The following is a 22,812-nucleotide window of genomic DNA, read 5'->3' as shown; positions in this document are numbered from 1 at the left end:
CCTGATTGATGACTACTCCATAAGCAATTCGATTATGCTAGAGGCATCAAAAGATCAATCCGTCTATTTTAATTGCGTCTCAAACTAAACGTCTTAAACCATGAACCCCACTATTCCCCAGCCCGACCAATATCAAGCTATACGTGAAGCCCTCAGGGCAATTTGTGGGCAATTTGATTCGGCTTATTGGCAGGCGATTGATCATCAGCGCGCCTATCCAGAGGCCTTCGTCAAAACCCTGACTGAAGCAGGCTGGCTATCCGCCCTCATTCCGGAGGAATATGGTGGCTCTGGTCTAGGCTTGGCAGAAGCATCGGTCATTATGGAAGAGATTAATTTTTCTGGGGGCAATGCTGGATCCTGCCATGGACAAATGTACAACATGGGAACCTTACTGAGGCATGGCTCAGAAGCACAAAAGCAGCTTTACTTACCCAAAATTGCCGCCGGCGAATGGCGCTTGCAAAGTATGGCAGTTACTGAACCAAGTACTGGCACCGATACGACAAAACTAAAAACCATGGCAGTGAAAAAAGGGGATCAGTATTTTATTCATGGTCAAAAGGTCTGGATTTCGCGCATACAGCATTCCGACTTAATGATTTTATTAGCGCGAACCACCCCCTTAGCAGAAGTAAAAAAGAAATCGGAGGGCATGTCCATTTTTATTGTGAACTTGGCCAATGCAATCGGTCAGGGCATGGAAGTGCGCCCAATTAATAACATGGTCAATCATGAAACTAATGAAGTATTTTTTGACAACCTCGCAATTCCTGCGGAAAATTTAATTGGCACTGAAGGGCAAGGCTTTAAATATATTCTCGATGGGCTAAATGCAGAGCGCGCCTTAATTGCCGCTGAGTGCATCGGCGATGCGTACTGGTTTATTGACCGCGCACGTCGCTATGCCAATGAACGTATCGTCTTTGATCGCCCCATTGGTAAAAATCAGGGCATTCAATTTCCTCTCGCTGAAAGTTATATTGAAACTGAAGCCGCCAATTTAATGCGCTTCAAAGCCTGTAACCTATTTGACGCTAGCGCTGCATGTGGTGCCGAAGCGAATATGGCGAAATATTTAGCCGCAAAAGCCTCATGGGAAGCAGCCAATATGTGTATACAAACCTTTGGCGGCTTTGGCTTCGCCAGTGAATACGATATTGAACGTAAATTTCGTGAAACCCGTCTGTATCAAGTAGCCCCCATTTCAACCAACTTAATTTACGCTTACATTGCTGAGCATGTTCTCGGTTTACCCCGCTCCTTCTAATGTCTTCCACTCAAGCCAAGCCCCAGCAAACCCAGGTGGCCCAACGACCCCTTGATGGCATCACGGTGATAGCCTTAGAGCATGTGATTGCAGCGCCCTTTTGTACTCGCCAGTTGGCCGACTTAGGGGCCCGCGTCATTAAGATTGAGCGCCCTGGTTTAGGCGACTTTGCACGTGCATACGACACCCGCGCTAAAGGCATGTCATCCCATTTTGTTTGGGTTAATCGTTCCAAAGAAAGCTTAACGCTTGATTTAAAACAAGCGGCTGCCTTAGAAATTTTGCATAAGCTACTACAAACGGCTGACATCTTCGTACAAAACTTAGCGCCTGGGGCCGCTAGCCGTATGGGCCTGAGTGCCGATCATTTGCAAAAAGTCAATCCACGCTTAATTTATTGCGATGTTTCTGGTTATGGCAATGACGGCCCCTATCGCGATAAGAAAGCCTACGACCTATTAATTCAAAGCGAAGCTGGGTTTTTATCGGTTACCGGTACACCAGATGAACCCAGTAAGGCAGGAAACTCGATTGGTGATATTGCTGCAGGTATGTATGCCTACTCAAATATATTGGCTGCACTGCTACTACGTGAGAAAACGGGTCTTGGCTCTTGTATTGATATTTCGATGCTGGAATGTTTAAGTGAATGGATGAGTTTCCCGCTGTATTACGCGATGGATAATACGGATCCTCCTTCACGCAATGGTGCCTCGCATGCCACTATATATCCGTATGGACCTTTTCTGGCGGGGGATGGTAAGACGGTGATGCTAGGCCTACAAAATGAGCGAGAATGGTTGCAATTTTGCCGTCAGGTTCTTCTGAATGAAGCACTAGCAATTGATCCTCGCTTTAATAGTAATGCCTTGCGTAATGAGAATCGTGCCGCCCTTAAGCAAATTATTTTAGATACCTTTCGCCCGCTTAATAGCCAACAAGTCATTGCTAGGCTTGATCAGGCTCAAATAGCCAATGCGCAATTGAATGATATGGCTGGCTTGTGGCAACACCAACAACTAGCCGCTCGGCAACGCTGGGCCGAAGTAGAAAGTGCGAGCGGTAAGATGCCAGCGCTCATTCCCCCCGGTATTAATGATGCCTATGAATACCGCATGGGTCCCATACCCAGTGTAGGAGAACATACCACCGCTATCTTAGAAGAATTAGGCTTGTCGGAGAATGAAATTAGTACACTACGCCAAGCAGGCACAATTTAATTTTTAAACCTCACTCTGCTTAGAGTAGCGGTGAAATTAAATATGCTGCATTTTCTTTCAGCCTTTGTAGGCGACTGCGTTTAGCCCAAGCCACTGGATCAACAAAACTCGATTTTTGAATATACGTTTGCAAGAGGGCATTAAGGCGCTGACAAAATTCAGTGTTATATACCAGTAAACTAATTTCAAAATTAAGATGCAGACTACGCATATCAAAATTAACCGAGCCAAACATGGCCATGCGCCGATCGATGAGTAAACTCTTGGTATGTAACAAGCCGCCATTAAATTCAGCAATACGCACTCCCGCCGCTATTAACTCTTCATAATAACTACGACTACTAAGTGCCACTAATTTGGAATCATTCTTCTTAGGCACAATTAAAGTGACATCAACGCCACGATGGGCTGAAGCCATTAAAGCCTGCATTAAGCCATCATCCGCACCAAAATAAGGAGTGGTAATGATTAAACTTTCGCGCGCATCAATTAAGGCCGAGAGGATGAATTGATACAAAATATCATCGCGCGCAATCGGTCCCGTCGATAATTTTTGCGCCAAAATAGTGCCTGGCAAAATCTGCTGTTGAAATGACCGGGGATAAAATTGCGTCACTCGAGGGTTACAAACACTCCAATCTATTTGGAAAGTAGTTTCAAATTCAGAAACAACGGGGCCTTGTACCCGTAACATCGCATCAACCCATTCCCCTACGTTCGCATCTTGTTTAAAAGTGCGTGGATCAACTAGATTCATACTTCCTGTCCAAACAATGACTTCATCGATCACAAAAATTTTACGATGTAAACGTAAGTCAACTCGTCGAAATTGAAAGTTGCCAAAATGAATTGGTAAAGCGGCAATTAATTCGACTCCCGCATCCCTTAAGCGCTCAGGCCAAGCTGAATTAAGCCAATCTTTGCTCCCTAATGAATCCAGTAGCACCTTACAATCGATCCCCCGTTTTGCAGCCCTAATCAGTGCTTCAGCTACCTTATCGGCATCACCGCCAATGGCCCATATATAAAACTCTAAGTGCAAAGATTTTTTTGCCGCTTCAATATCAGCAATAAAGTGAGACAAAATAGTTAGCGAATCAGTCAATAAATCAATTCGGTTACCTGCAACGACAGGGGAGCCAAAGTGGGATGCGGCCAAACGACTGATAGCTTTTTCCTCAAAAGGTAATTGATCTTGGTCAGCCTGATAAAAACTAAATGCGGCATTTAATTGCTGCTGGAGTGCATCTTTAAGGTTCTCGGCCTTGTCCATTAAGGCGCGCCCAATCGATTTACCACCGATCAGGAAATAGGCAATTAAACCCAAGAAAGGAAAAATAAGCACCACGCCAAGCCAAGCTAAAGCGACGCTAACAGTGCGTCGCACCCAAATTAAATGCAGCCCAATACAGGCAACTGCAATAAAATGTAAGGTGGTAAAAAAAAGAAAGTAATCGCCTAAAAGAAAGGTATCACCATATATATTCTGTAGCAGCTGATAAAAATAAATCATGTCAATTCCAATTCAGTCGTAATCCCTAAATGGTCCGATAATTTTTCCCAATCGTGCAACAAGGCCGCCGAATGAATTTTCAGCCCACGAACATAAATTCGATCCATCGGTAAAATGGGTTTTATGCTTGGAAAGGTTTTTGCTGGAACTCCAGTTAACTCCTCAAATACTTCGCTAAAGCCCGCGGCGCGCATTGGCTCACTTAGACGGTTACGCCAATCGTTGAAATCACCAGCCACGATAGTTGGCCCGCCGGCAGTTAATTGCTTAATATGCGCAATAATTTCAACTAATTGACGCTCGCGTCCACTTTGAAATAAAGCTAAGTGAACGCAAAAACAATGAATTACTGGGCCATTTTCAGTAAGTTGAATTTGGCTATGTAGTAAGCCCCGCCGCTCGAAACGATATGCAGAGATATCGTAATTAAGGCCTTTTTGTAAAGCATGTTGCGAGAAAATAGCATTGCCATGGTGCCCGTGCTGATATTCAACATTTTTCCCATAATGCCAATGGCGCCAAAACCCAGCTGATAAATAATGGGTTAATTCATTATGTGGCCACCATCCATACCGTTTTGCTCTACCACGATGCTCTTGTTGTAATTCTTGGAGAAAAATGAGGTCAGCATGTTGGTGACGCATTTTTTGGCGCAAGCCATAAATCGTTGGGTGCAGATGCAAGGCCGAGAGCCCCTTATGCATATTCATGGTAATCACCCGCAGGCGCTGACCCTTCAAGTCGGCCCCACTGCATTTTGGCGACGGATGCGTGCCGCATAAATTTCACTGGCAACTAAATCTTCGCATTGCAAGCATTTATTACAAATCGAGGCCTGCTCGCGCAGCTCCTCAATCGAGGCAATCGGATGCGCATCGAGGTATTCGCGTAAATCTTCATCCCATACCCCATTGCAAAGACAGATGACTTCAGCCATGTTGAAATTAATATTCCCAATATTTGAATGCCCCATTTTGCCACTGCTTCTATTAATTGCGATGGCCAAGGGAGGCGTCTATAAATAAGATGAAAGCTAACTTGCTAGAATCAATACCTGAGCGTTTCTTGCGTAACTTACCATTTGGATCCTTTAGCCCTTATCCCACTTCATGCTTTCAGCCATTAACGATGCCCTACTTCTTCTCGGCCAGCCCAATAGCGGCATTCTGGGTATTGTGCTGGTCTCTTTGCAGGTGAGCCTCAGTGCACTCTTCCTTGGTTGCATAGTGGGCCTACCTATAGGCGCTCTGCTTGCAACGGAATCATTTACAGGGCGGCGTTTTTTGATCGTCGTCTTAAATAGCTTGATGGGCGTGCCCACTGTTGTTGTTGGAGTGGTAGTTTATTTGCTCTTATCGCGAACTGGGCCGATTGGTAATTGGGGTTGGTTGTTTACTGTCAAAGGCATGATTCTTGCACAATTTTGCTTAACGACACCTTTAATTGCCGCCTTAAGTCGTCAGCTTATTGAAGATGCCTGGAACTACCATCGAGAGTCGTTTTTATCCTTGCAACTAGCTTGGTTACCTCGCCTTAAATGGCTTATCTGGGATTGCCGTTTTTCCTTATCAATTGTTTTATTAGCCGGTTTAGCACGCGCCATTTCTGAAATTGGCGCAGTCATGATCGTTGGCGGTAACATCGATCACCATACCCGTACCATGACAACTGCGATTGCCCTCGAGACGAGTAAAGGTGATTTACCGCTAGCCCTAGCCTTGGGATTAATACTCATGTCTTTAGTAATTGGCGCCAATCTGATTACCTATCTGATTCGCCATAATGCGGAACAACGCTATGGATAAGCAGATGATTGCAATCCGTAAGCTGCAACTGGTTTTAGATAATAGAATTATTTTAGATATTCTCAGTGCTGATGTTCCCGCAACAGGAGTAGTCGCTTGTATTGGCGCAAATGGCGCTGGTAAAACCTCTTTATTAAAAGCTTTGCATGGCATTGTGCAGCCCCAACAAGGAAATATCACCATGCCATTACAACATCCCAGTGGCGCATTACGAAGCGCGCTGGTATTGCACCATACGCCAATGATTAAGGCGTCCGTACGGGCTAATTTAAATTTAGTGAGCGATTCGCCTTACCCTCCTGCTCCAGGTGCTGTAGATGTTATGTTGCGGGAAATTGGCTTGGCTCATTTAGCACTAGCCCCAGCCAAGAAGTTATCGGCTGGTGAGCGGCAAAAACTGTGTATTGGGCGAGCGCGCTTACTCAAACCACAATTAGTTTTACTTGATGAGCCCACAGCAAATTTAGATCCTAACGCCACCGAACAAGTTGAAGCATTAATTCGGACTCTCGCACAAGAAAACACCGGGGTGATTTTTTCTTCTCATCAGCTAGCCCAAGTGAAACGTTTAGCTAATTACATTATTTTTATGGATGCTGGCAGTATTGTTGAGTGTGGCACTCCGAAGGAATTCTTCAATAACCCCCAAACTACCGCCGCTAAACGTTTTTTACAATTTAGTGGCGGCTGATTGATTTAGCTTGAGCGCTTCAAGTATTTTGCACCACAATATTGGGGAACTTACTGCTCATATCTTTCGCCAATGTTCCCACCCGAATGGCAATTTGACGAGCCATATTTTTATAAATTGCGCTAATTGGCCCATCTGGATTAGCGATCACGGTTGGCATGCCAGCATCGGCGTCTTCACGAATAGATAGATTCAAAGGTAAGGCGCCGAGAAAATCGACCTTATAGTCACTGCACATTTTCTGCCCGCCGCCAGTACCAAAAACGTGTTCCTCATTGCCACACTTAGGGCAAATATAGGTACTCATATTTTCAATCACCCCAACAATGGGAATGCTGACTTTTTCAAACATCTTGAGACCCTTGCGCGCATCTAATAAGGCGATGTCTTGTGGGGTGGTAATAATGACAGCACCAGTAACCGGAACTTTCTGCGCTAGTGTGAGCTGAATGTCGCCAGTACCGGGTGGCATATCAACGATTAAATAATCGAGATCACGCCAACGCGTTTGATTTAACAATTGCTCAAGCGCAGAAGTGACCATCGGGCCACGCCAGACCATGGGATTATCTGCATCAATTAAAAAACCGATTGAACTAGCCTGAATTCCGTGCCCCATCATGGGCTCAATAGTGTTAGCCTCAAGTGATTCAGGGCGTCCTTGAATACCTAACAACATGGGCTGACTTGGGCCATATATATCAGCATCTAAAATCCCCACTTGAGCACCCTCGGCTGCTAATGCTAAAGCAAGATTGACTGCGGTAGTCGATTTTCCAACACCACCTTTACCACTGGCAATTGCAATAATATTTTTGACACCAGGCAATAATTTGACCCCTCGCTGTACAGCATGGGCGACAATATTACTGGCAATGGTGATGTTGACTTTAGTCACACCAGGTATTGCACTTACAGCACTCATCGCCAAGCCACGAATCAAATCAAACTGGCTTTTAGCTGGATAAGCCAAGACAATGTCAAAACTCACATCGCCTGCAGCAACCTGCAAATTACGAATGCATTTTCCGGCAAGCAAATCAATTTTTGTATTAGGGTCAATAACTTGCTTTAATGCCTCTTGAACTACTTCTACGGTAACAGCCAAAGGATTCTCCAGATAATCAATTAAAACAATAACAAGCTAAGGTAATACACGAGGGCTGCCATGATAGCAGTAGCAGGAATTGTAAATATCCAAGCCCATATAATATTGCTAGCGATCCCCCAGCGTACTGCACTAGCTCTTTGGGTAGACCCTACCCCTACAATAGCCCCAGCAATAGTATGGGTAGTAGAGACTGGTATGCCAAAGCTGCTAGCTAAAAATAAGGTGATTGCACCCCCTGTTTCAGCGCAAAACCCTCCTACTGGCTTTAATTTAGTTAGCTTTTGACCCATCGTGCGCACTATTCGCCATCCACCAAACATGGTGCCGAAAGCAATTGCAAAATAACACGTCAAGATAACCCAATATGGGGGCGCAGTGGCAGCAGCGTCGATATACCCTGTAATAATCAACATGAGCCAAATAATTCCAATGGTTTTTTGCGAGTCATTGCCGCCGTGCCCCAAACTATAAGCGCCAGCAGAAATAAGTTGTAAGCGTCTAAACCAACGATCAGTTCGCGAAGGCGTTTGGCCCCGGCAAAGCCAAAATACCGCTAACATCATTAGGGAGCCAAATAAGAATCCAAGCCATGGTGAGATAACGATAAAGGCGACCGTTTTCAAAATACCACTCCAGACAAGTCCAGCAAACCCTGCTTTTGGTATAGTGGCGCCCACCAAACCACCAATCAAGGCATGCGAAGAACTCGAAGGTATTCCGTAATACCAAGTAATTACATTCCAAGTAATAGCCCCTACCAAAGCGCCAAAGATGACATGCAAATCAATCGTATTCGGGTCGACAATGCCCTTGCCAACGGTAGCGGCAACACTGAGATGAAAAATGGCAATCGCAAGAAAATTAAAAAAAGCGGCAAAGATAACTGCTTGATGTGGTTTTAAAACTCCAGTAGAAACAACCGTTGCAATTGAATTGGCTGCATCATGAAAACCATTCATGAAATCAAATAGGAGCGCTAATAACACCAGTAGCACTACAACCCAAAATGCAACTTCAAGCGCTAGCAAATTAATCTACCTTAAAAATACAACAATTAAGAGTTCTCAAGTACGATACCTTCAACCAAATTAGCTACGTCCTCGCATTTATCAGTAGCCTCTTCCAGCAACTCATAAATACGCTGTAGTTTAATTAGCTCGCGCACTTCTATTTCTTCACGAAATAATTTAGCAATCGAAGTAGAAAGCAGGCGATCAGCATCCGATTCAAGGCGATCGATTTCCTCGCAAGTTTTAAGCGTATCTTTCGCTACTTCAGGATCGGAAATGGATTTTAGACAAGCGATCACATTCTTCACTCGCCCACAACATTGCGTACAAATTTCAGCCATCTTTAACATTTCAGGGGTCATTTGCTTGACGTCATACAAATGCATTGCTTCGGTCGCATTCTGAATTAAATCAGCAACATCATCCATGGTATTAGTTAAAGAAAAAATCTGATCTCGATCAATCGGTGTAATAAAAGTTTTATGTAGCCGCCGATTCACTTCTTTGACCACAATATCGGCAGCATTCTCGGCGCTATCTACCTCCTGCGAATATTTCAAACGCAGCGTTTCATCGCTGTAATTCTTAATAAATTTTAGGAAGGCTTCAGAAGCTGCAAGAATATGGTTGGCATGCTCATTAAACAACTCAAAGAAATTGCCATCGTGGGGCATCAACTTACTAAAAAACATGAGTTTGGTTCCTTTGCATAAATGAGGCCATGAAGACAATCTGGGTGAGTCATTCTAAAGGAAGTTACTTTACCTTTAATAAAGCCAACGACAAGGTCCTAAGGCTTAGTACTCTTCCGTACTATCTCAATATCACCATAGAACGCTTTGACTTCGGAATGGGTATTGTCAGTATCCGTCAAGATGCCCACCCCAATCAAATTACCTGGGGCTTCGCCATAGGCAGCAAAATAATCCGCCGAAAGGTCGCGTTGATGTTTGCGCCATTCCCCAACCCCTTCCCAGCCCGAATCGACTACCACCATTTTGATGCGTGCTGAATTGGCATTAGGAATAATGCTATCGACTGCTCCTTTGCCTGCCCAGATATACATTAAGGTTGCATAAGGCATTTCTTGGCCACTAATTAAGTTAGCCATCTCAAATGCCAAGCGATCTTTTAAGGGGAGTTTTGACTTGTTGCCATCAAACGCAATTAAGATACGTAGCGGAGCGTCATCAGTTGTACGCTCGGCATTATCTGCAGTCGGAATTGAACCCCCGGCTTTCCACTCCCATTGCAACCAGGCATTTTTAGGCGACTGGGGCTTGAGCTTCACAGCTAAGCCAGATGCAGCTGACTGCGCATTAGCGCTTAAGACAGTGCGGCCTTGATAATTCTCTAAGCGATAAACAGTATTTTTCTTATAAGGTGCCAAACGATAAAACTGCCAACCTTTAGGCAGCCCAGTTTGTCCGCTTTGGACTGAAAATTTCATTACTGAATCTTGGGGATCTTCCCGATCAGCGTTCGAAACTCCGCCGGCCTGACCATCTGCAGAGACCAAAATGGGCCCGCTGCAGGCAGCCAGTTGAAGCGCTACTGCAACGATGACTAGGCGGCTAAAAAGAGGACTTAACTTCATCAATTGGAATTGTCCCAGAGATTCTGCGCAGACCAGTCTAAAATCACCTTTTCATCATTTTTATTCACCCCTTTAAAGACTCGATCATGACAAACACCTCAGTAAAAAGCGCCAACCCTGCGCAATGCAAAATTGGTTTTATTGGTACCGGCATTATGGGCAACAGTATGGCCGGTCATTTGCTCGCTGGTGGATATCCAGTACAGGTCTTTAACCGCACGAAGGAAAAAGCTGCTGGCCTCATTGCGCGCGGCGCCATTTGGGCCAACTCGCTGGCGGAACTAGCTGCGCAAGCAGATGTGATTATTACTATTATTGGCTATCCCCGCGATGTCGAAGAGACCTATTTGGGCCCGCAGGGCATTTTGGCTAATGCAAAGAATGGCGTCATAGCCATCGACATGACCACTTCCAGCCCTGCTTTAGCGGTACAAATTGCTGCCGCAGGATCTAAAAAAGGGGTTGCCTGCCTCGATGCGCCAGTGTCAGGTGGCGATGTGGGTGCCCGTGATGCCAAACTCTCCATCATGGTTGGCGGAGATGCTACAGCCTTTGACCAAGTACTCCCCCTCTTTCAACTGATGGGCAACAATATTGCGCTCTTAGGGCCTGCTGGTTCTGGACAAAATACTAAACTTTGCAACCAAATTGTGATTGCCTCAACCATTATGGGAGTGTGTGAAGGCCTTTCGTTCGCCAAAAAAGCCGGTCTCGATCCTTTGGCTGTACTCAAAGTGATTGGCAGCGGAGCTGCTAGTAGCACCCAATTAAATATGTTGGGGCCAAAAATGGTACAAGGAGACTTTGCCCCCGGCTTCATGATTGAACATTTAGTGAAAGACCTAGGGATATCGATTACCGAGTCAGAGCAAATGGGTCTCAATTTACCGGGCTTAAAACAAGCCAAAAAACTCTACGATCTTTTAATGACCAAAGAACTGGGTCGTTCCGGCACACAAGCCCTTTTTAAGGTGTACTTGGAAAACTTAGCCTAAACAGGCTGCTTCAACAGCTCGCATGACAACTTTCTTGCGCCCGTCAGTACTACTGCGCTGGGTTTTAGGCTGCGTGCTTGGTGCGGCATTAATTCATTTGGCGCTGGGCTTTGCCGTTGAATTTTCAGTCGACGAAGCGCACTATGCCTTATATGCCAAACACCTGGCTTGGAGTTATTTTGATCACCCTCCTTTAGTTGGCTGGATTCAATGGCCTTTAGTTGCCAATGACTTCAGTGAGGGTGTGATCCGCTTCATACCTGAACTGCTGTGGCTCATTTCATGTGTATTGGTGTATTACATCACTAACGATTTAATACTGTATCTACAAACCAAAACTCGCAACTCGCTAGCCCAGCAATTACCCTCAAAACAAATGGCTAGTGTTGCTGCTGTGCTTGCCATTGTCTTAGCGCCATTGCCACACGTTTTAGCAATTGGCCTCTTACCCGATTCGCTTTTAACCCCGTTAGTATTAACTTTATTATGGCTGGCCATTTGCTGGCTGCAACAAGCGCAGCAGTTTTACGTTTGGCAATGGGTGGTCTTGGGTGTAGTCCTAGGCTTAGCCGGTTTAAGTAAATACACTGCCATTTTTAGTGCACTTGCGCTTGCGCTGGTTTTTTTAGTATCTCCACGTAAGAACTGGCTCAATCAGTCTGGTTTTTGGCTAGCGTGTTTCATTGCACTCGTTGCGATCAGTCCGATTATTTTCTGGAATTGGGCCCATGCGTGGATTTCCTTTCAATACCAAATCAATCATGGCGGCGGCGGTACTTGGTCTTGGTTGGGTATAGCGCGATTTTTTGGACTGCAATTGTTAGCCTATGGAGTCTTACTGCCAATCGGCGGCGGTATTTTTATCCGTTACTTTCTGAAGCTTGATAAACCGCAACTACTCGCTTTGTTAAGCTTCTTTTTCTTGCCATTTATTCTTTTTGCAATTCTCTCTGCTGGCGGTGGTCTACCTCATTGGACAAGCCCCGCTTGGTTTTGTTTAGCGCCTTTTGCTGGTATTGGCCTAGCTGGGCTGTGGCAAAAATCATATCGTTGGTTGCTCAGCATTTGCGCAGGAACGCAATTATTGCTTTGCTTATTAGGCTTCACCTTAGTATTTATCGGTGGCATCAGTTTTAGGGGGCAACCAAATAATCCCATCGCTGATCTGTATGGCTGGAATTTAGCAGGAGCCCGAGCTGCGCAACTAGTACAAGAGAAACAAGCTGCTGGAACTGCAGTACAAAATTGGACTCTGGCTAGTCGCTTAGCTTGGTATAGCGAGCCTTTACCGGTTTTTGTCATCGACCAGCGTCAAGATCAATTTGATCTCTGGTTTGGCCCTTTACCAGAAAATGCCAACGTTATCTTGGTGAACTGGTCAGGCCTACCGTTTGCCGCGCCAGTGAATACAAGCGATCCGCGGGGTTATTTTAGTACTTGCGAAACCATCGAGAGCCTTACTATTAACCGCTTTAACCAAGCTTTATCCCGCTTTGACTTCAGCTTTTGTCAGGGCTGGCACCCCAAAGCATTATCCTTACGCCTATGAGCAAAAATAGGCCCTTAGACGCCGCCCCTCAACCTGGCTGGAAAACCATTCTCAAGCGCAGTTGGCCCACTATTCGTATTTTGTTGTCGATTGCCCTGTTATGGAAAGCCACCAGTGGCATCGACTGGCATGCACTTTTTACGACTGAATTAAAAATGCAACCCATGTGGTTTATTGGGGCGGTTTTGGCTATTTTCTCGGCGTTTACTTGTGGCGGTATTCGTTGGGCCCTCTTGATGCGTAAAGTAGGCTTTCAAGGGAGTGTCTTTGCTTACATTAAGTTGTATTTTGCTGGCACCTTAATTAATCAGGGCTTGCCTAGCACCTTGGGTGGCGATAGTTACCGGGCTGTTACCGGCAGCCACCTGACCGCTGATGACAAGGTTGGCGGCAAAAAAGAGCTTGATGAGGAATTGCATCATGAAGTCGATTTAGGGCACGCCACACCAAAGTTACGCCTAGGTTTTGCGATGACTTTAATTGATCGTATGCTGGGCTTAGCAGGTAACAACTTATTAGGTGGGATTGGCTTGGTATTAGGTGGCGCTACGCTAGCTAGCTGGGGGGTTGAATTAGGTTACGGCGTAATTGCAATCATGCTCTTTGCTGGCATAGTTGGTGCGCTCATTTTAATTTGGGGGCCCAGCCTCAGGCTCTTAGAAAAAATCTTGGCGCGCTTTCGCATGATGGCTACCTTACCAGGCATTCGTTTTGCTTTTGGTTTTCCTATAACCATTGCCCAAGTGACTTTCTCAATTGGCATTCACTGCTTTAATATCGTTGCGCTAGGCTGCTGCTTAAAGGCCTATGGGGCTGCCGTTCCAGTAGAAGCGCTGATGATTGGTTTGCCTGCTCTCAGTTTGCTGCTCATGCTGCCGATTAGTATTTCTGGTTGGGGGCTACGCGAAGCAACACTCTCCTCGGTACTCGTTTTATGGGGAGTGGAACCCTCTTTAACCGTGTTAGCCTCAGTTAGCTTTGGTGCATTCTCTGCGCTCTGTGCTCTACCTGGCGTTTATCCCATTTTAAAATTTAAATAAGCGTACCGAATGAGTATTCGTGTCAATACCATGCGAAGCATCGACCATTGGGTGGGGGTGCCACTCTGCGCAATCATCAGCCCGCTAGTTTCAGTACTCGATCGCCTGCAAAGTGCATTTAAACCAGCATTACAAACGCCGCGTAAATTACTGTTTATTGAATTATCCGAAATGGGTAGCGCAATATTAGTTGATCCAGCCATGCGCGAAGCCCAAGCTCGCGGAGCAGAAATTTACTTTCTTATTTTTAAAAGTAATCGTGCGAGCTTAAGCTTGTTAAATACTGTAAAGCCAGAAAATGTTTTTACCATTGATTCATCGGGCTTATTTAGCCTGATGCGCGACTCGGTGGTTTTTTTATGGCAAGCACGACAGCAGCGAATTGATACCGTAATTGACCTCGAATTATTTTCTCGCTTTACCGCCCTCTTAACAGGGCTCTGTGGTGCACAACGGCGGGTTGGTTATCATATTTTTCACGGTGAGGGATTATGGCGCGGCACCATGCTAACGCGTAAGGTGCATTACAACCCCCATATTCATATCGCTAAAAACTTTATTTCTTTGGTGCATGCAGCATTTGCAACTGCCATTGAAATTCCTTTTAGTAAAATTACCATTCCCGATTCTGCGATTCGTATTCAGCAAGCCAAGATCGATCCACAGGTTCTACAAACTGTACAAGAGCGCATTATTGGCTTAGCTCGGCAACTCGCTATTCCGTTTGCTGCTCAAGCCCAACGCCTCATCCTCGTCAATCCCAATGCCAGCGATTTGTTGCCCCAACGCCGCTGGGCACCGCAACGGTTTGCTGAGCTCATTGCGGCAATCCATACCCGCTGGCCAAACGATCTCATCCTCATTACCGGCTCGGCCAATGAAGTTGCTTATGTTGAAGCCATTCGCTTAGAAGCAAAGGTGGAGCGTGCGATTAACTTTGCTGGCAAAGTAAGTTTTGGTGAATTACCCGCTTTATATACGCTGGCTAAAGTCATGGTTACCAATGATTCGGGTCCCGGTCATTTTTCTTCGGTTACCCAATTACGTACCGTGGTGCTTTTTGGCCCAGAAACTCCAGCCTTATATGGCTCGCTCGGCCGCTCGATTCCCATTACTGCGCAGCTTGCCTGCTCCCCTTGTGTAAGCGCAGCTAATCATCGCAAAACGCCTTGTCAAGATAATGTCTGTATGCAGGCTATTACCGTTGCAGAAGTGATGGTCAAGGTCGCAGTGCAACTGGATGCCACCGATTAATCGCGCACCGCGGCTGCTATTCTGGCTTTTGCCCCTACTTCCCATTGCGTTGGGGCTTGGTTTATTTGTCTCCCACCAACAGGTTAGTTCGTTTTTAGTACTCAATGAAGCCAGCCAAATTCTTCCGAACTGGGCCTGGGCAGCATTTACGTATTTAGGTAACGGTTGGGGTCTTTTTGCGATTACCTTCCCGCTGCTTATTTTTGCGCCGCGGGCTTTAAGTGCTGGTATTTTTGCTGGGGCCTTAACAGCGGTCATTAGCTCTATTCTGAAGCCGCTGCTAAGCCTACCCCGGCCTTCTGGTGTGCTGGCTGAAGGCAGTTTTTTTCGCTTTGGCGATATGTTGTTAAGCAACTCCATGCCATCAGGTCATACGCTCACTGCTTTTGCTGTGGCCACAGCAATATTTTTCTGTGCTAAGCAAACCTTACGCACCCCCCTTCTGCTTTTATTTCTCCTCGCTATTTTGGTGGGAATTTCACGCAGTGCCCTCGGCGTGCATTGGCTGAGCGATGTGTTAGTGGCAGCGGGTTTAGGCTTTTGGTGCGGCCTCATTGGTGCCTATCTAGCCGATAAAATACCTCGCAAACAACTCCTAGCCAATGGCTGGTGGCCACGCTTTATTGCCTTGGGTGGCCTTATTACCATCTATATTTTGCTAAATACCTCTCTCGATTTTGCTGAAAACCAGTATTTACAAAATCTTGGGGTAATGCTTATTTTCCTCACCCTCATCGTTTTTGGTCTCCGCCAAAAAACGTCTGCCTAGTCATTCACTGCTTCATCATGCATTGTTATGTTTAGTTACCGCCATGCTTTTCATGCTGGTGGACATGCTGACATGTTGAAGCATCTTGTGCTTATTGAGTTAATTCACTACCTCCAAGAAAAACCAGGGGCAGTCACTTTTATTGATACGCATGCTGGTGCTGGCATTTATCACTTGCAAGACGGCTTTGCGCAAATCAGTAAAGAAGCGCAATGGGGTATTGAACGCTTAACCACCAAATTAGTACCCTCTTTTCAAAACTTATTTCAGCAAGTTCAGCTTGAAAACCAAACTGAGTCCTTATCTATTTATCCAGGTTCTCCCTTTATTTTGGCGAGGCTCTTAAGACCGCAAGACCGCCTCAAATTATTTGAATTACATCCCCAAGAAATTTTGATTCTGCAAAGAAATGTAGCGCAACTACCCAATGCCAAACAAATTGATGTCTATGCCAGCAATGGCTTTAGTGGACTTAAAGCATTATTACCTCCACCCGGGCGCAGGGGCTTAGTTTTAATTGACCCTGCTTATGAAGATAAAAATGATTATCGCCAGATTGAAACCGCGCTTGCTGAAGGTTTGCAACGTTTCGCTACAGGTTGTTTTGCCATTTGGTATCCCATTCTGCCGCGGCGAGAATCGATCGCTTTAGCTGCGCGCTTAAAAAAAATCATTATGAGTTACTCAAGACCTTGGCTGCAAGCAGAGTTGCGGGTAGCGAATAATCCAAGTGAGCGGCGCTTACAAGCGAGTGGGATGTTAGTTGTGAACCCGCCCTGGACTCTAAATGAAAAATTGAAGCTTGCTTTACCAGCTCTGCAGGAGGCTCTGGCACAAGACTCTAAAGCCAGCTTTCATTTAAGTAGTGCCGAAGCTTAGCCTGCTTAGGCGTAATTCCTACCAATGTGCCTGCAGGTCAAATCCGCTTAAATTGGCTGTCAAATTAGCCTGCGCGCCCACCGGTAAAGTCAATTTTTCAGGGCAATGGCCAAATGGCAAGCCCATTAAAATCGGAATCGAGCTTGGCAGGCGCTCGCGCAACCAAGCCACAGCGGCTGAGAAATCGTAACCACGATCATTGTCAAGTAGTCGATAGCCTGAAAAATCGCCTAATAAAATGGCCTGCTGCTGTGCAAAGACCCCAGCCTCTAATAACTGAATGAGCATGCGCTCAAGCCGATAAGGATGTTCGTTAATGTCTTCTAAAAATAAAATTCCGCCCCGAGTTTGCTCAGCGCTCGGCATAAACTCACTACCGATTAAGGTGCATAAAATAGTAAGATTGCCGCCCCACAAGATGCCCTTTAGTGCTACTGCATTTTGCTTCGCTCCCAGATAGGGTTGTGCTTTTAGAACTTGGCAATCTAATTGACGTGCGTTGATTGCCCGTTGAAAATGCTGCCACATGAAAGCATTGGGGGGAATGGGCTCACCTGCTGCATTCACTCGCCCAAAATCGTAATTCAGCATTGGGCCCGCCAAGCTAATCGCACCTGTTTTAGCCAATAGGCCTAATTGCAGCGCAGTGAAATCGCTATGTCCGCATAGTTGCACGCCCCGCTTTACTGTATTCGCTAATGCAACCCAGTCAATACTCGGCAAAATACGCTGCAAACCATAACCACCGCGCATGGCCATTACAGTCGTGTCAGGATCAAGCTTGGCAAGCGCATTGAGCTCAACTAAGCGCTCAACGTCAGTTCCAGCAAAGCGCTGATGAACTCGTTTCACACAAGCAAGGTTCTCTACGGCAATACCCTGCTCAATCAAGTAGCGCACCGCATTATCAGGGCTACGTTGCTCAAGCGCTGCACCAGAGGGGGCAATGAGATGAATTTTCATCTGCGGCGGGCCTCAAAAAAGGTGCGTAATACATGACCACAGTCATCACCTAAAACACCACCGGTGACGGCAGTTTGATGATTAATTTGCGATTCACCAAAGATGTTAAGGACGCTGCCAGCCGCTCCTGTTTTAGGGTCAGGCGCTCCATAAACAACACGTTCGATACGCGCATGCAGCATCGCCCCGCAACACATCGCACAGGGCTCGAGGGTGACATAGAGCGTGGTATCTGGTAAACGATAGTTTGCAAGCTGCGCTGCAGCTAAACGCAAAACATTCATTTCAGCATGTGCGCTCGGGTCGTGTTTAGCAATAGGCTGATTAAAACTACGAGCGAGGACCGCGCCATTTTTAACCAATACTGCCCCCACCGGAACTTCTCCTTGGGCGGCCGCTAATTGTGCTTGTTCCAATGCTAGCCTCATAAAATCAATATCAGTATTCATCAAATTAAACTGCTACGGTCACTGAACTAAAAACATCAGCCCAACAATTAGGCGTTTCGTACAAACGAATTGAAGCTAAAGTCAGGCGCCCCTGAAATGAGTCCTTAAAAACAGGCTCAAGTATCTGAAAAGCGGTTCGCGCTAAATTTTCTACGGTAGGCACATCAGCCAAAACGACAGTTTTATGATTTGGCATACTTGCTAAAAAAGTAACGACGCGCTGGTCTTCCTGCGCTACTAAAAAAGCGTGATCCCATAAGCTCACTAAATGCACTTGTGTTAAGTGCTTAACTTCACCAAAATCAAGCACCATACCATCATCGGCAGCGCCAGGATGCTGCAAAACCTCGCCAGCAAGTGTGATCTCTAAAGCATAACGATGACCATGCAAATGGGCGCATTGACCCTCGTGGTGGGGAATACGGTGACCTGCATCAAACTCGAACCGCCTAGTAATCGTAATCATAGGGCTAATATTAAGGCATCCCAATGTATTTATGGGTTTGAAGACTTAAACGCCACAAGGGTCTTTTTTGGCAAAGCTGTACTGCTAAAGCGGTATTCGCTGTGCGCTCTACACCATCAATGGGTTGTAAAAAACGATGTCGGTAGTCCATGCTCTCAAATCGTTTCAACAACATCTCCAATTGAGTATGGCCATTTTGTGGCACCGCCAATTTAATTTCATCGGCTTGTTTGACCACCAACTCAGTGCCTGCCTTCGGGCTCACACACACCCAGTCGATTCCGGCGGGCAATGGTAAGGTGCCATTGGTTTCAACGGCAATTTCGAACTGAAGCGCGTGTAAGGCTTGCAGAAGAGCTTCGTCTAACTGCAAGAGCGGCTCTCCTCCAGTAAAAACCACATAGCGGTAATGACGGCCGGCAGCGGTAGTTAGCCAGGCAGCTTCAATTGCACTCGCTAACTCGCCAGCAATCGAAAATTTTCCACCACCAATACCATCAACACCAATAAAATCGGTATCGCAAAATTGGCAAATAGCAGTAGCACGATCTTCCTCACGTCCGCTCCAAAGATTGCAGCCTGAAAACCGACAAAATACAGCAGCACGTCCAGCATGCGCGCCTTCACCCTGTAAGGTAGGAAAAATTTCTTTAACGCTATACATTAATTAAATTGCTGGGTGAATAAATTAGCTAGGAAAGAATTTATTTCCATGACTGCAGCTCCCACTCTAAATAATCCTCCCAAAATGAGCCAGACCAACTCATGCCGCCTAATAAATAGCGCCCCATGCTACGGCGAATCGCCCAGCGTCCAATTTCGGGTACTAGCCAAGTTTCTTCATTGCGTAAGCTAGCGAAACGTGAAACATCATTACTTTCAAAATAGGGTGAGTCGCTACTGTATTTCAAGGCGACAAATGATCCAGCTGGCGTACGAATTTTTTCCCAAGCAATTGCTGAAATAGTGACTAGCCAAGCAAAGTCAGCATCTGGGTAACCGAGCACTTGATAACGATCGCGATAAGAACCAGACCAGCCCAGCTCTAATTTTTCAGGCCATATTGGTAGTGGACGAATAAACTTTTGCGCAGGTTGCCAATGCGGATCTTGAATGATCTTGCCCCAAGGTCCTTGAACTTCATCGGGTAAGGGGCCTATTTTATTAGAGTTACGTTGGATGCGAATTTGCTCGCCTACTTGCACCACCGTTTCTGTAACGACATCGAGTGTCTCTTGGTTAAAAATATTCCGCACGGCGTAAACCCATTGCTGCCCCACTTGAGGTGCTCGCATTTGGGGAGGTACACTCGGCGTTGGGCTTACAGTTGCAGCAGGATAAGGAATCGGGGTGAGACAAGCACTGGGTAAGGCGCCTATAGCGATTAAACAAACACGGCGCGATAAATTTATTTCCAAGAGCTTAGCTGCCAAACATATTCATTTTCTAAAAATGGCGATTGCATAACACCAATTAACATATACGATCCCGATGATTCCCGTGCTACCCAGCGCCCAATTTGCGGGGCAAACCAGCAGGTTTCTCGCCAAATGCAATTAATTTTATTCGCATCGGGACTAGTGTAGTTAACTAAACTACTAAATTTTAATGCGGTAAATGTGCCAGCTGGAACCGTGATGGTTTCCCAAGCGCTAGCACTCATATATTCTTCCCATGAAAAGGTATAGCCCGCATTGCCAGCTACCTGATATTTGGTATTGGTTTGCTTACTCCAGGATGCATTTAATTGTTGGGGCCAGGCTGGTACTCCTGGGTTAAATAACAATAAGGTTTTCCAGTTGGGATTCGCTAAAAAAGTGCCCCATGGGCCTTGCACTTCATTGCCCATTGAACCAATTGGTTCATTGATTTGATTGATATCTTTCATAATGGCACCAAAGGCACCAGAACTCGTATTGGCTGATGCTGTGCTCGTATCCATCGAGCGGGTAATGACAATTTGCGAGCCCACCGACTGCACCCGTTCGGTTAAGGTGCCCAGCGTATTGCCATTAAACATATCCCGCTGTAAATAAGACCACTCTTGACCCACCTGCGGTGGACGCACTGCCGGCATCGGACTTGGCGCAGGCACAGCAGTCCCGCGTAAATAACCGATTGAACCACAGCCAAAGGGAGCCAGAGCGGCAGACAGCATAAAAAGGCGACGTGAAAATGGCATTGATTGCTCCAGTTCGTAAATTAGCGGATGCTTCAGACCCTTATGATAAACAATTTACCTTGTTGCTGGCCGAGCTCAAGTGCATTGAATTCATTGAGTGCGGTAAGGTAAACTGACAAGCCATTAAACGCCAACTCTTCTTGTTTTTGGTACTGAGGAATCCTATGCCTAGATTGCGTCAGTTGCTCCATCTTCTCTTGGGGGCCCTGCTGTTCTGCGGCTTACCTACTTTTGCCCAGAGTAATTACCCCGATCAACCAGTGAAGCTAATCGTTCCTTTTGGCCCTGGTGGATCAACCGATCTGGCTGCACGCCTCATCGCTGAATATGCCGGCCGTGAATTAGGTCAGCAAATCATTGTAGAAAACCGGGCTGGCGCTGGCGGATCGGTTGGCATGGAGGTTGTCGCGAAAGCAAAGCCTGATGGCTATACCCTAGGAATGGCCACCATGAGTACGCATGGGGCTAATTCAGCGGTGTATGCCGGAAAACTCAAGTATGACCCGATTAAAGACTTCGCGCCCATTACTAATGTGGCGGCAACGCCGAGCGTATTTGCGGTCAATCCAAAAGTGCCGGCTAACACCATGCAGCAATTCATTGCCTTAGCTCAAGCTAATCCCAATAAATATACCTTTGCTACCCCTGGCACCGGTTCATTAGGGCATGCCAACGTTGAGTACTTTGCCATGCTCGCCAAAATTCGTTTACTGCATGTCCCTTATAAAGGTGCAGGCGCAGCAATGAATGATGCGTTAGCAGGGCAAGTCGATGCCATTACTGATAACCTACCCTCAGCATTACCGCAAATTAAAGCAGGGCGTTTACGAGCCTTAGCGGTACTGGCAGAAAAACGCTCACCCGCCCTACCCGACGTGCCCACCTATGGCGAATTAGGGTTTCCGCAAATGGGTGGTGGTGGCTGGTTTGGGATTGTGGCCCCCGCCGGTACCCCACCGAGCATTATTGCTAAGCTCAATAAAGCGATCCATCAGGGCATGAAAAATCCTGAATTTATTAAGAAGCTTGAGGAATCTGGTGCGATTGCTATACCTGGAACACCCGCTGAATTTGCCAAGCAGATTCAGCAAGCAATTGACCGATATCAGCGCATCGCTAAAGTGGCCAACATTCAAGTTGACTAAGGCCATGATCGGCTCTCAAAACTCGCCTTATCGCTTGCTTGAACCAGCCGATTCAGCCATCCCTTTGGTTTGTGACTCACCACATAGTGGTACCGAATATCCTGCAGATTTTTGTCATGTTGTACCGCGAGCCCAACTCAGGGGGGGCGAAGATACCCATGTTGATCAACTCTGGCGCGCCGCTCCTAGTGTTGGAGCCACCTTACTGTTAGCTAACTTTCCTCGCACTTACATCGACCTAAACCGCACAGCGAACGATATTGATCCGCTGTTATTAGATGGCGATTGGCCAGAACCATTGTCTCCAAGCGAGAAAAGTCGCTTGGGTTACGGCTTAATTTGGCGAAAACTAAACGCTGCCACTGTAATTTATGATCGCCAATTGAGCGTAAACGAAGTACAGCAACGCATTCAAAACTATTATCGCCCGTATCATGCAGCGCTAGCGCAAGCCATCGAAAATAGCATGCAACGGTTCGGCGGGGTATGGCATTTAAATTTACACTCCATGCCAAATAATGCCTACGAACGCTTACAGATAAAAAATAATCCTCATCCTTTGGCCGACTTTGTGCTTGGCGATCGCGATGGCACCACCTGTGAGCCAGAATTTATGAATCTGATCGAACAATATTTGCGCACGCTGGGTTACACAGTTGCTCGCAACGATCCATATAAAGGCATGCAACTCATAGCGCAGATTGGCCAACCTGATAAAAATCGACATAGCCTTCAAGTCGAAATTCGTCGACCCATCTATATGAATGAAGCAAGCCGAGAGCCGAATGCAAATTTTCAAACGGTGCAAAACGATATCACCCAGTTGCTAAAAAAGATTGCCGAGTATTTAAGTGAGCGTTCTTCACCAACCCTTCAGCAAACACATCAAGTAAAAAATGAATAG

Annotated in this window: 26 protein-coding genes; 13 read left to right on the top strand and 13 right to left on the bottom strand. The window is 46.2% G+C overall.

Translation table 11 applies throughout. The features are described 5' to 3' along the window. Positions 1 to 100: 100 nt before the first annotated feature. Positions 101 to 1,270: an acyl-CoA dehydrogenase family protein gene (locus tag LZT22_RS04625; RefSeq protein WP_233923898.1), complete on the top strand. Its 1,170-nt coding sequence runs from the start codon at positions 101 to 103 to the stop codon at positions 1,268 to 1,270. Further along, complete coding sequence (locus LZT22_RS04620) at positions 1,270 to 2,490, top strand: CaiB/BaiF CoA-transferase family protein (RefSeq protein WP_233923897.1); 1,221 nt, start codon at positions 1,270 to 1,272, stop codon at positions 2,488 to 2,490. Before LZT22_RS04625 ends, LZT22_RS04620 begins: the two co-directional genes overlap by 1 nt. A gap of 19 nt (positions 2,491 to 2,509) precedes the next feature. Here LZT22_RS04620 and cls read toward each other — a convergent pair whose 3' ends face one another. From cls to LZT22_RS04605, 3 genes are read right to left on the bottom strand one after another with little or no spacing between them, the layout of a single operon-like run. Further along, the gene (cls, locus tag LZT22_RS04615) at positions 2,510 to 4,003 is read right to left on the bottom strand and encodes a cardiolipin synthase (protein ID WP_233923896.1); all 1,494 of its coding nucleotides are present in this window, start codon (positions 4,001 to 4,003) and stop codon (positions 2,510 to 2,512) included. Then, on the bottom strand, positions 4,000 to 4,713 hold the full coding sequence (locus LZT22_RS04610) for an endonuclease/exonuclease/phosphatase family protein (protein WP_233923895.1): 714 nt from the start codon (positions 4,711 to 4,713) through the stop codon (positions 4,000 to 4,002). The genes cls and LZT22_RS04610 overlap by 4 nt, the downstream gene beginning before the upstream one ends. Positions 4,714 to 4,739: 26 nt before the next feature. Beyond that, positions 4,740 to 4,976, bottom strand: coding sequence for a (2Fe-2S)-binding protein (locus tag LZT22_RS04605; protein ID WP_233923894.1), 237 nt, complete (start codon positions 4,974 to 4,976; stop codon positions 4,740 to 4,742). 136 nt (positions 4,977 to 5,112) lie between these two features. Between LZT22_RS04605 and LZT22_RS04600 the strand changes: the two genes are divergently transcribed. Both LZT22_RS04600 and LZT22_RS04595 read left to right on the top strand, forming a co-directional pair. Beyond that, a complete protein-coding gene (locus tag LZT22_RS04600) occupies positions 5,113 to 5,808 on the top strand; it encodes an ABC transporter permease (RefSeq protein ID WP_233923893.1) in 696 nt (231 codons plus the stop codon). A gap of 4 nt (positions 5,809 to 5,812) precedes the next feature. Beyond that, on the top strand, positions 5,813 to 6,499 hold the full coding sequence (locus tag LZT22_RS04595; RefSeq protein WP_233923892.1) for an ATP-binding cassette domain-containing protein: 687 nt from the start codon (positions 5,813 to 5,815) through the stop codon (positions 6,497 to 6,499). Between the two features lie 19 nt (positions 6,500 to 6,518). Here LZT22_RS04595 and apbC read toward each other — a convergent pair whose 3' ends face one another. The 4 genes from apbC to LZT22_RS04575 form a co-directional block, all read right to left on the bottom strand. Continuing rightward, entirely contained in the window at positions 6,519 to 7,607 is a 1,089-nt protein-coding gene (gene apbC, locus LZT22_RS04590) for an iron-sulfur cluster carrier protein ApbC (protein WP_233923891.1), read from the bottom strand. A 20-nt stretch (positions 7,608 to 7,627) separates the two neighbouring features. Next, entirely contained in the window at positions 7,628 to 8,569 is a 942-nt protein-coding gene (locus LZT22_RS04585) for an anion permease (protein WP_370635188.1), read from the bottom strand. A 95-nt stretch (positions 8,570 to 8,664) separates the two neighbouring features. Further along, on the bottom strand, positions 8,665 to 9,312 hold the full coding sequence (locus tag LZT22_RS04580) for a DUF47 domain-containing protein (RefSeq protein ID WP_233923889.1): 648 nt from the start codon (positions 9,310 to 9,312) through the stop codon (positions 8,665 to 8,667). 98 nt (positions 9,313 to 9,410) lie between these two features. Continuing rightward, positions 9,411 to 10,217 (bottom strand): DUF3047 domain-containing protein, encoded by an 807-nt coding sequence (locus tag LZT22_RS04575; protein ID WP_233923888.1) that lies wholly within the window; start codon positions 10,215 to 10,217, stop codon positions 9,411 to 9,413. An 86-nt stretch (positions 10,218 to 10,303) separates the two neighbouring features. On the opposite strand from LZT22_RS04575, the gene LZT22_RS04570 reads away from it, so the two are divergent. The 6 genes from LZT22_RS04570 to LZT22_RS04545 are packed head-to-tail and all read left to right on the top strand — an operon-like array spanning position 10,304 to position 16,703. After that, the gene (locus LZT22_RS04570) at positions 10,304 to 11,212 is read left to right on the top strand and encodes an NAD(P)-dependent oxidoreductase (RefSeq protein WP_233923887.1); all 909 of its coding nucleotides are present in this window, start codon (positions 10,304 to 10,306) and stop codon (positions 11,210 to 11,212) included. 22 nt (positions 11,213 to 11,234) lie between these two features. Beyond that, positions 11,235 to 12,761 (top strand): glycosyltransferase family 39 protein, encoded by a 1,527-nt coding sequence (locus LZT22_RS04565; RefSeq protein ID WP_233923886.1) that lies wholly within the window; start codon positions 11,235 to 11,237, stop codon positions 12,759 to 12,761. Beyond that, positions 12,758 to 13,801 (top strand): lysylphosphatidylglycerol synthase transmembrane domain-containing protein, encoded by a 1,044-nt coding sequence (locus tag LZT22_RS04560; RefSeq protein ID WP_233923885.1) that lies wholly within the window; start codon positions 12,758 to 12,760, stop codon positions 13,799 to 13,801. Before LZT22_RS04565 ends, LZT22_RS04560 begins: the two co-directional genes overlap by 4 nt. Positions 13,802 to 13,810: 9 nt before the next feature. Further along, positions 13,811 to 15,055, top strand: a complete 1,245-nt coding sequence (locus LZT22_RS04555) for a glycosyltransferase family 9 protein (RefSeq protein ID WP_233923884.1) — start codon at positions 13,811 to 13,813, stop codon at positions 15,053 to 15,055. Continuing rightward, positions 15,042 to 15,824: a phosphatase PAP2 family protein gene (locus LZT22_RS04550; protein ID WP_233923883.1), complete on the top strand. Its 783-nt coding sequence runs from the start codon at positions 15,042 to 15,044 to the stop codon at positions 15,822 to 15,824. The genes LZT22_RS04555 and LZT22_RS04550 overlap by 14 nt, the downstream gene beginning before the upstream one ends. Positions 15,825 to 15,851: 27 nt before the next feature. Next, positions 15,852 to 16,703, top strand: a complete 852-nt coding sequence (locus tag LZT22_RS04545) for a 23S rRNA (adenine(2030)-N(6))-methyltransferase RlmJ (protein WP_233923882.1) — start codon at positions 15,852 to 15,854, stop codon at positions 16,701 to 16,703. 18 nt (positions 16,704 to 16,721) lie between these two features. Here LZT22_RS04545 and LZT22_RS04540 read toward each other — a convergent pair whose 3' ends face one another. The 6 genes from LZT22_RS04540 to LZT22_RS04515 are packed head-to-tail and all read right to left on the bottom strand — an operon-like array spanning position 16,722 to position 20,763. Then, on the bottom strand, positions 16,722 to 17,666 hold the full coding sequence (locus tag LZT22_RS04540; protein ID WP_233923881.1) for an LD-carboxypeptidase: 945 nt from the start codon (positions 17,664 to 17,666) through the stop codon (positions 16,722 to 16,724). Further along, entirely contained in the window at positions 17,663 to 18,115 is a 453-nt protein-coding gene (tadA, locus tag LZT22_RS04535; protein ID WP_255700905.1) for a tRNA adenosine(34) deaminase TadA, read from the bottom strand. The genes LZT22_RS04540 and tadA overlap by 4 nt, the downstream gene beginning before the upstream one ends. A 4-nt stretch (positions 18,116 to 18,119) precedes the next feature. Beyond that, positions 18,120 to 18,590 carry a 6-carboxytetrahydropterin synthase QueD gene (gene queD / locus LZT22_RS04530; RefSeq protein ID WP_233924082.1) on the bottom strand — a complete coding sequence of 157 codons (471 nt, stop codon included), beginning with the start codon at positions 18,588 to 18,590 and terminating at the stop codon, positions 18,120 to 18,122. Between the two features lies 1 nt (position 18,591). Beyond that, positions 18,592 to 19,245 (bottom strand): 7-carboxy-7-deazaguanine synthase, encoded by a 654-nt coding sequence (gene queE / locus LZT22_RS04525; protein ID WP_233923879.1) that lies wholly within the window; start codon positions 19,243 to 19,245, stop codon positions 18,592 to 18,594. A 40-nt stretch (positions 19,246 to 19,285) separates the two neighbouring features. Further along, positions 19,286 to 20,014: a hypothetical protein gene (locus LZT22_RS04520; RefSeq protein WP_233923878.1), complete on the bottom strand. Its 729-nt coding sequence runs from the start codon at positions 20,012 to 20,014 to the stop codon at positions 19,286 to 19,288. Continuing rightward, positions 19,990 to 20,763, bottom strand: a complete 774-nt coding sequence (locus LZT22_RS04515; protein WP_233923877.1) for a hypothetical protein — start codon at positions 20,761 to 20,763, stop codon at positions 19,990 to 19,992. Before LZT22_RS04515 ends, LZT22_RS04520 begins: the two co-directional genes overlap by 25 nt. On the opposite strand from LZT22_RS04515, the gene LZT22_RS12695 reads away from it, so the two are divergent. Genes LZT22_RS12695 through LZT22_RS04505 form a run of 3 tightly spaced genes read left to right on the top strand, consistent with a single transcriptional unit; the run spans position 20,757 to position 22,812 of the window. Next, positions 20,757 to 20,879, top strand: coding sequence for a hypothetical protein (locus LZT22_RS12695; RefSeq protein ID WP_255698798.1), 123 nt, complete (start codon positions 20,757 to 20,759; stop codon positions 20,877 to 20,879). The genes LZT22_RS04515 and LZT22_RS12695 overlap by 7 nt on opposite strands. A 48-nt stretch (positions 20,880 to 20,927) precedes the next feature. Continuing rightward, on the top strand, positions 20,928 to 21,908 hold the full coding sequence (locus LZT22_RS04510) for a tripartite tricarboxylate transporter substrate binding protein (RefSeq protein ID WP_233923876.1): 981 nt from the start codon (positions 20,928 to 20,930) through the stop codon (positions 21,906 to 21,908). A gap of 4 nt (positions 21,909 to 21,912) precedes the next feature. Next, on the top strand, positions 21,913 to 22,812 hold the full coding sequence (locus LZT22_RS04505) for an N-formylglutamate amidohydrolase (protein ID WP_233923875.1): 900 nt from the start codon (positions 21,913 to 21,915) through the stop codon (positions 22,810 to 22,812).

Source organism: Polynucleobacter sp. IMCC 29146 (assembly GCF_021395195.1).
In the GTDB taxonomy this organism is placed as follows: Bacteria; Pseudomonadota; Gammaproteobacteria; order Burkholderiales; family Burkholderiaceae; genus Polynucleobacter.
This window is presented reverse-complemented; position numbering and strand designations above follow the sequence as displayed.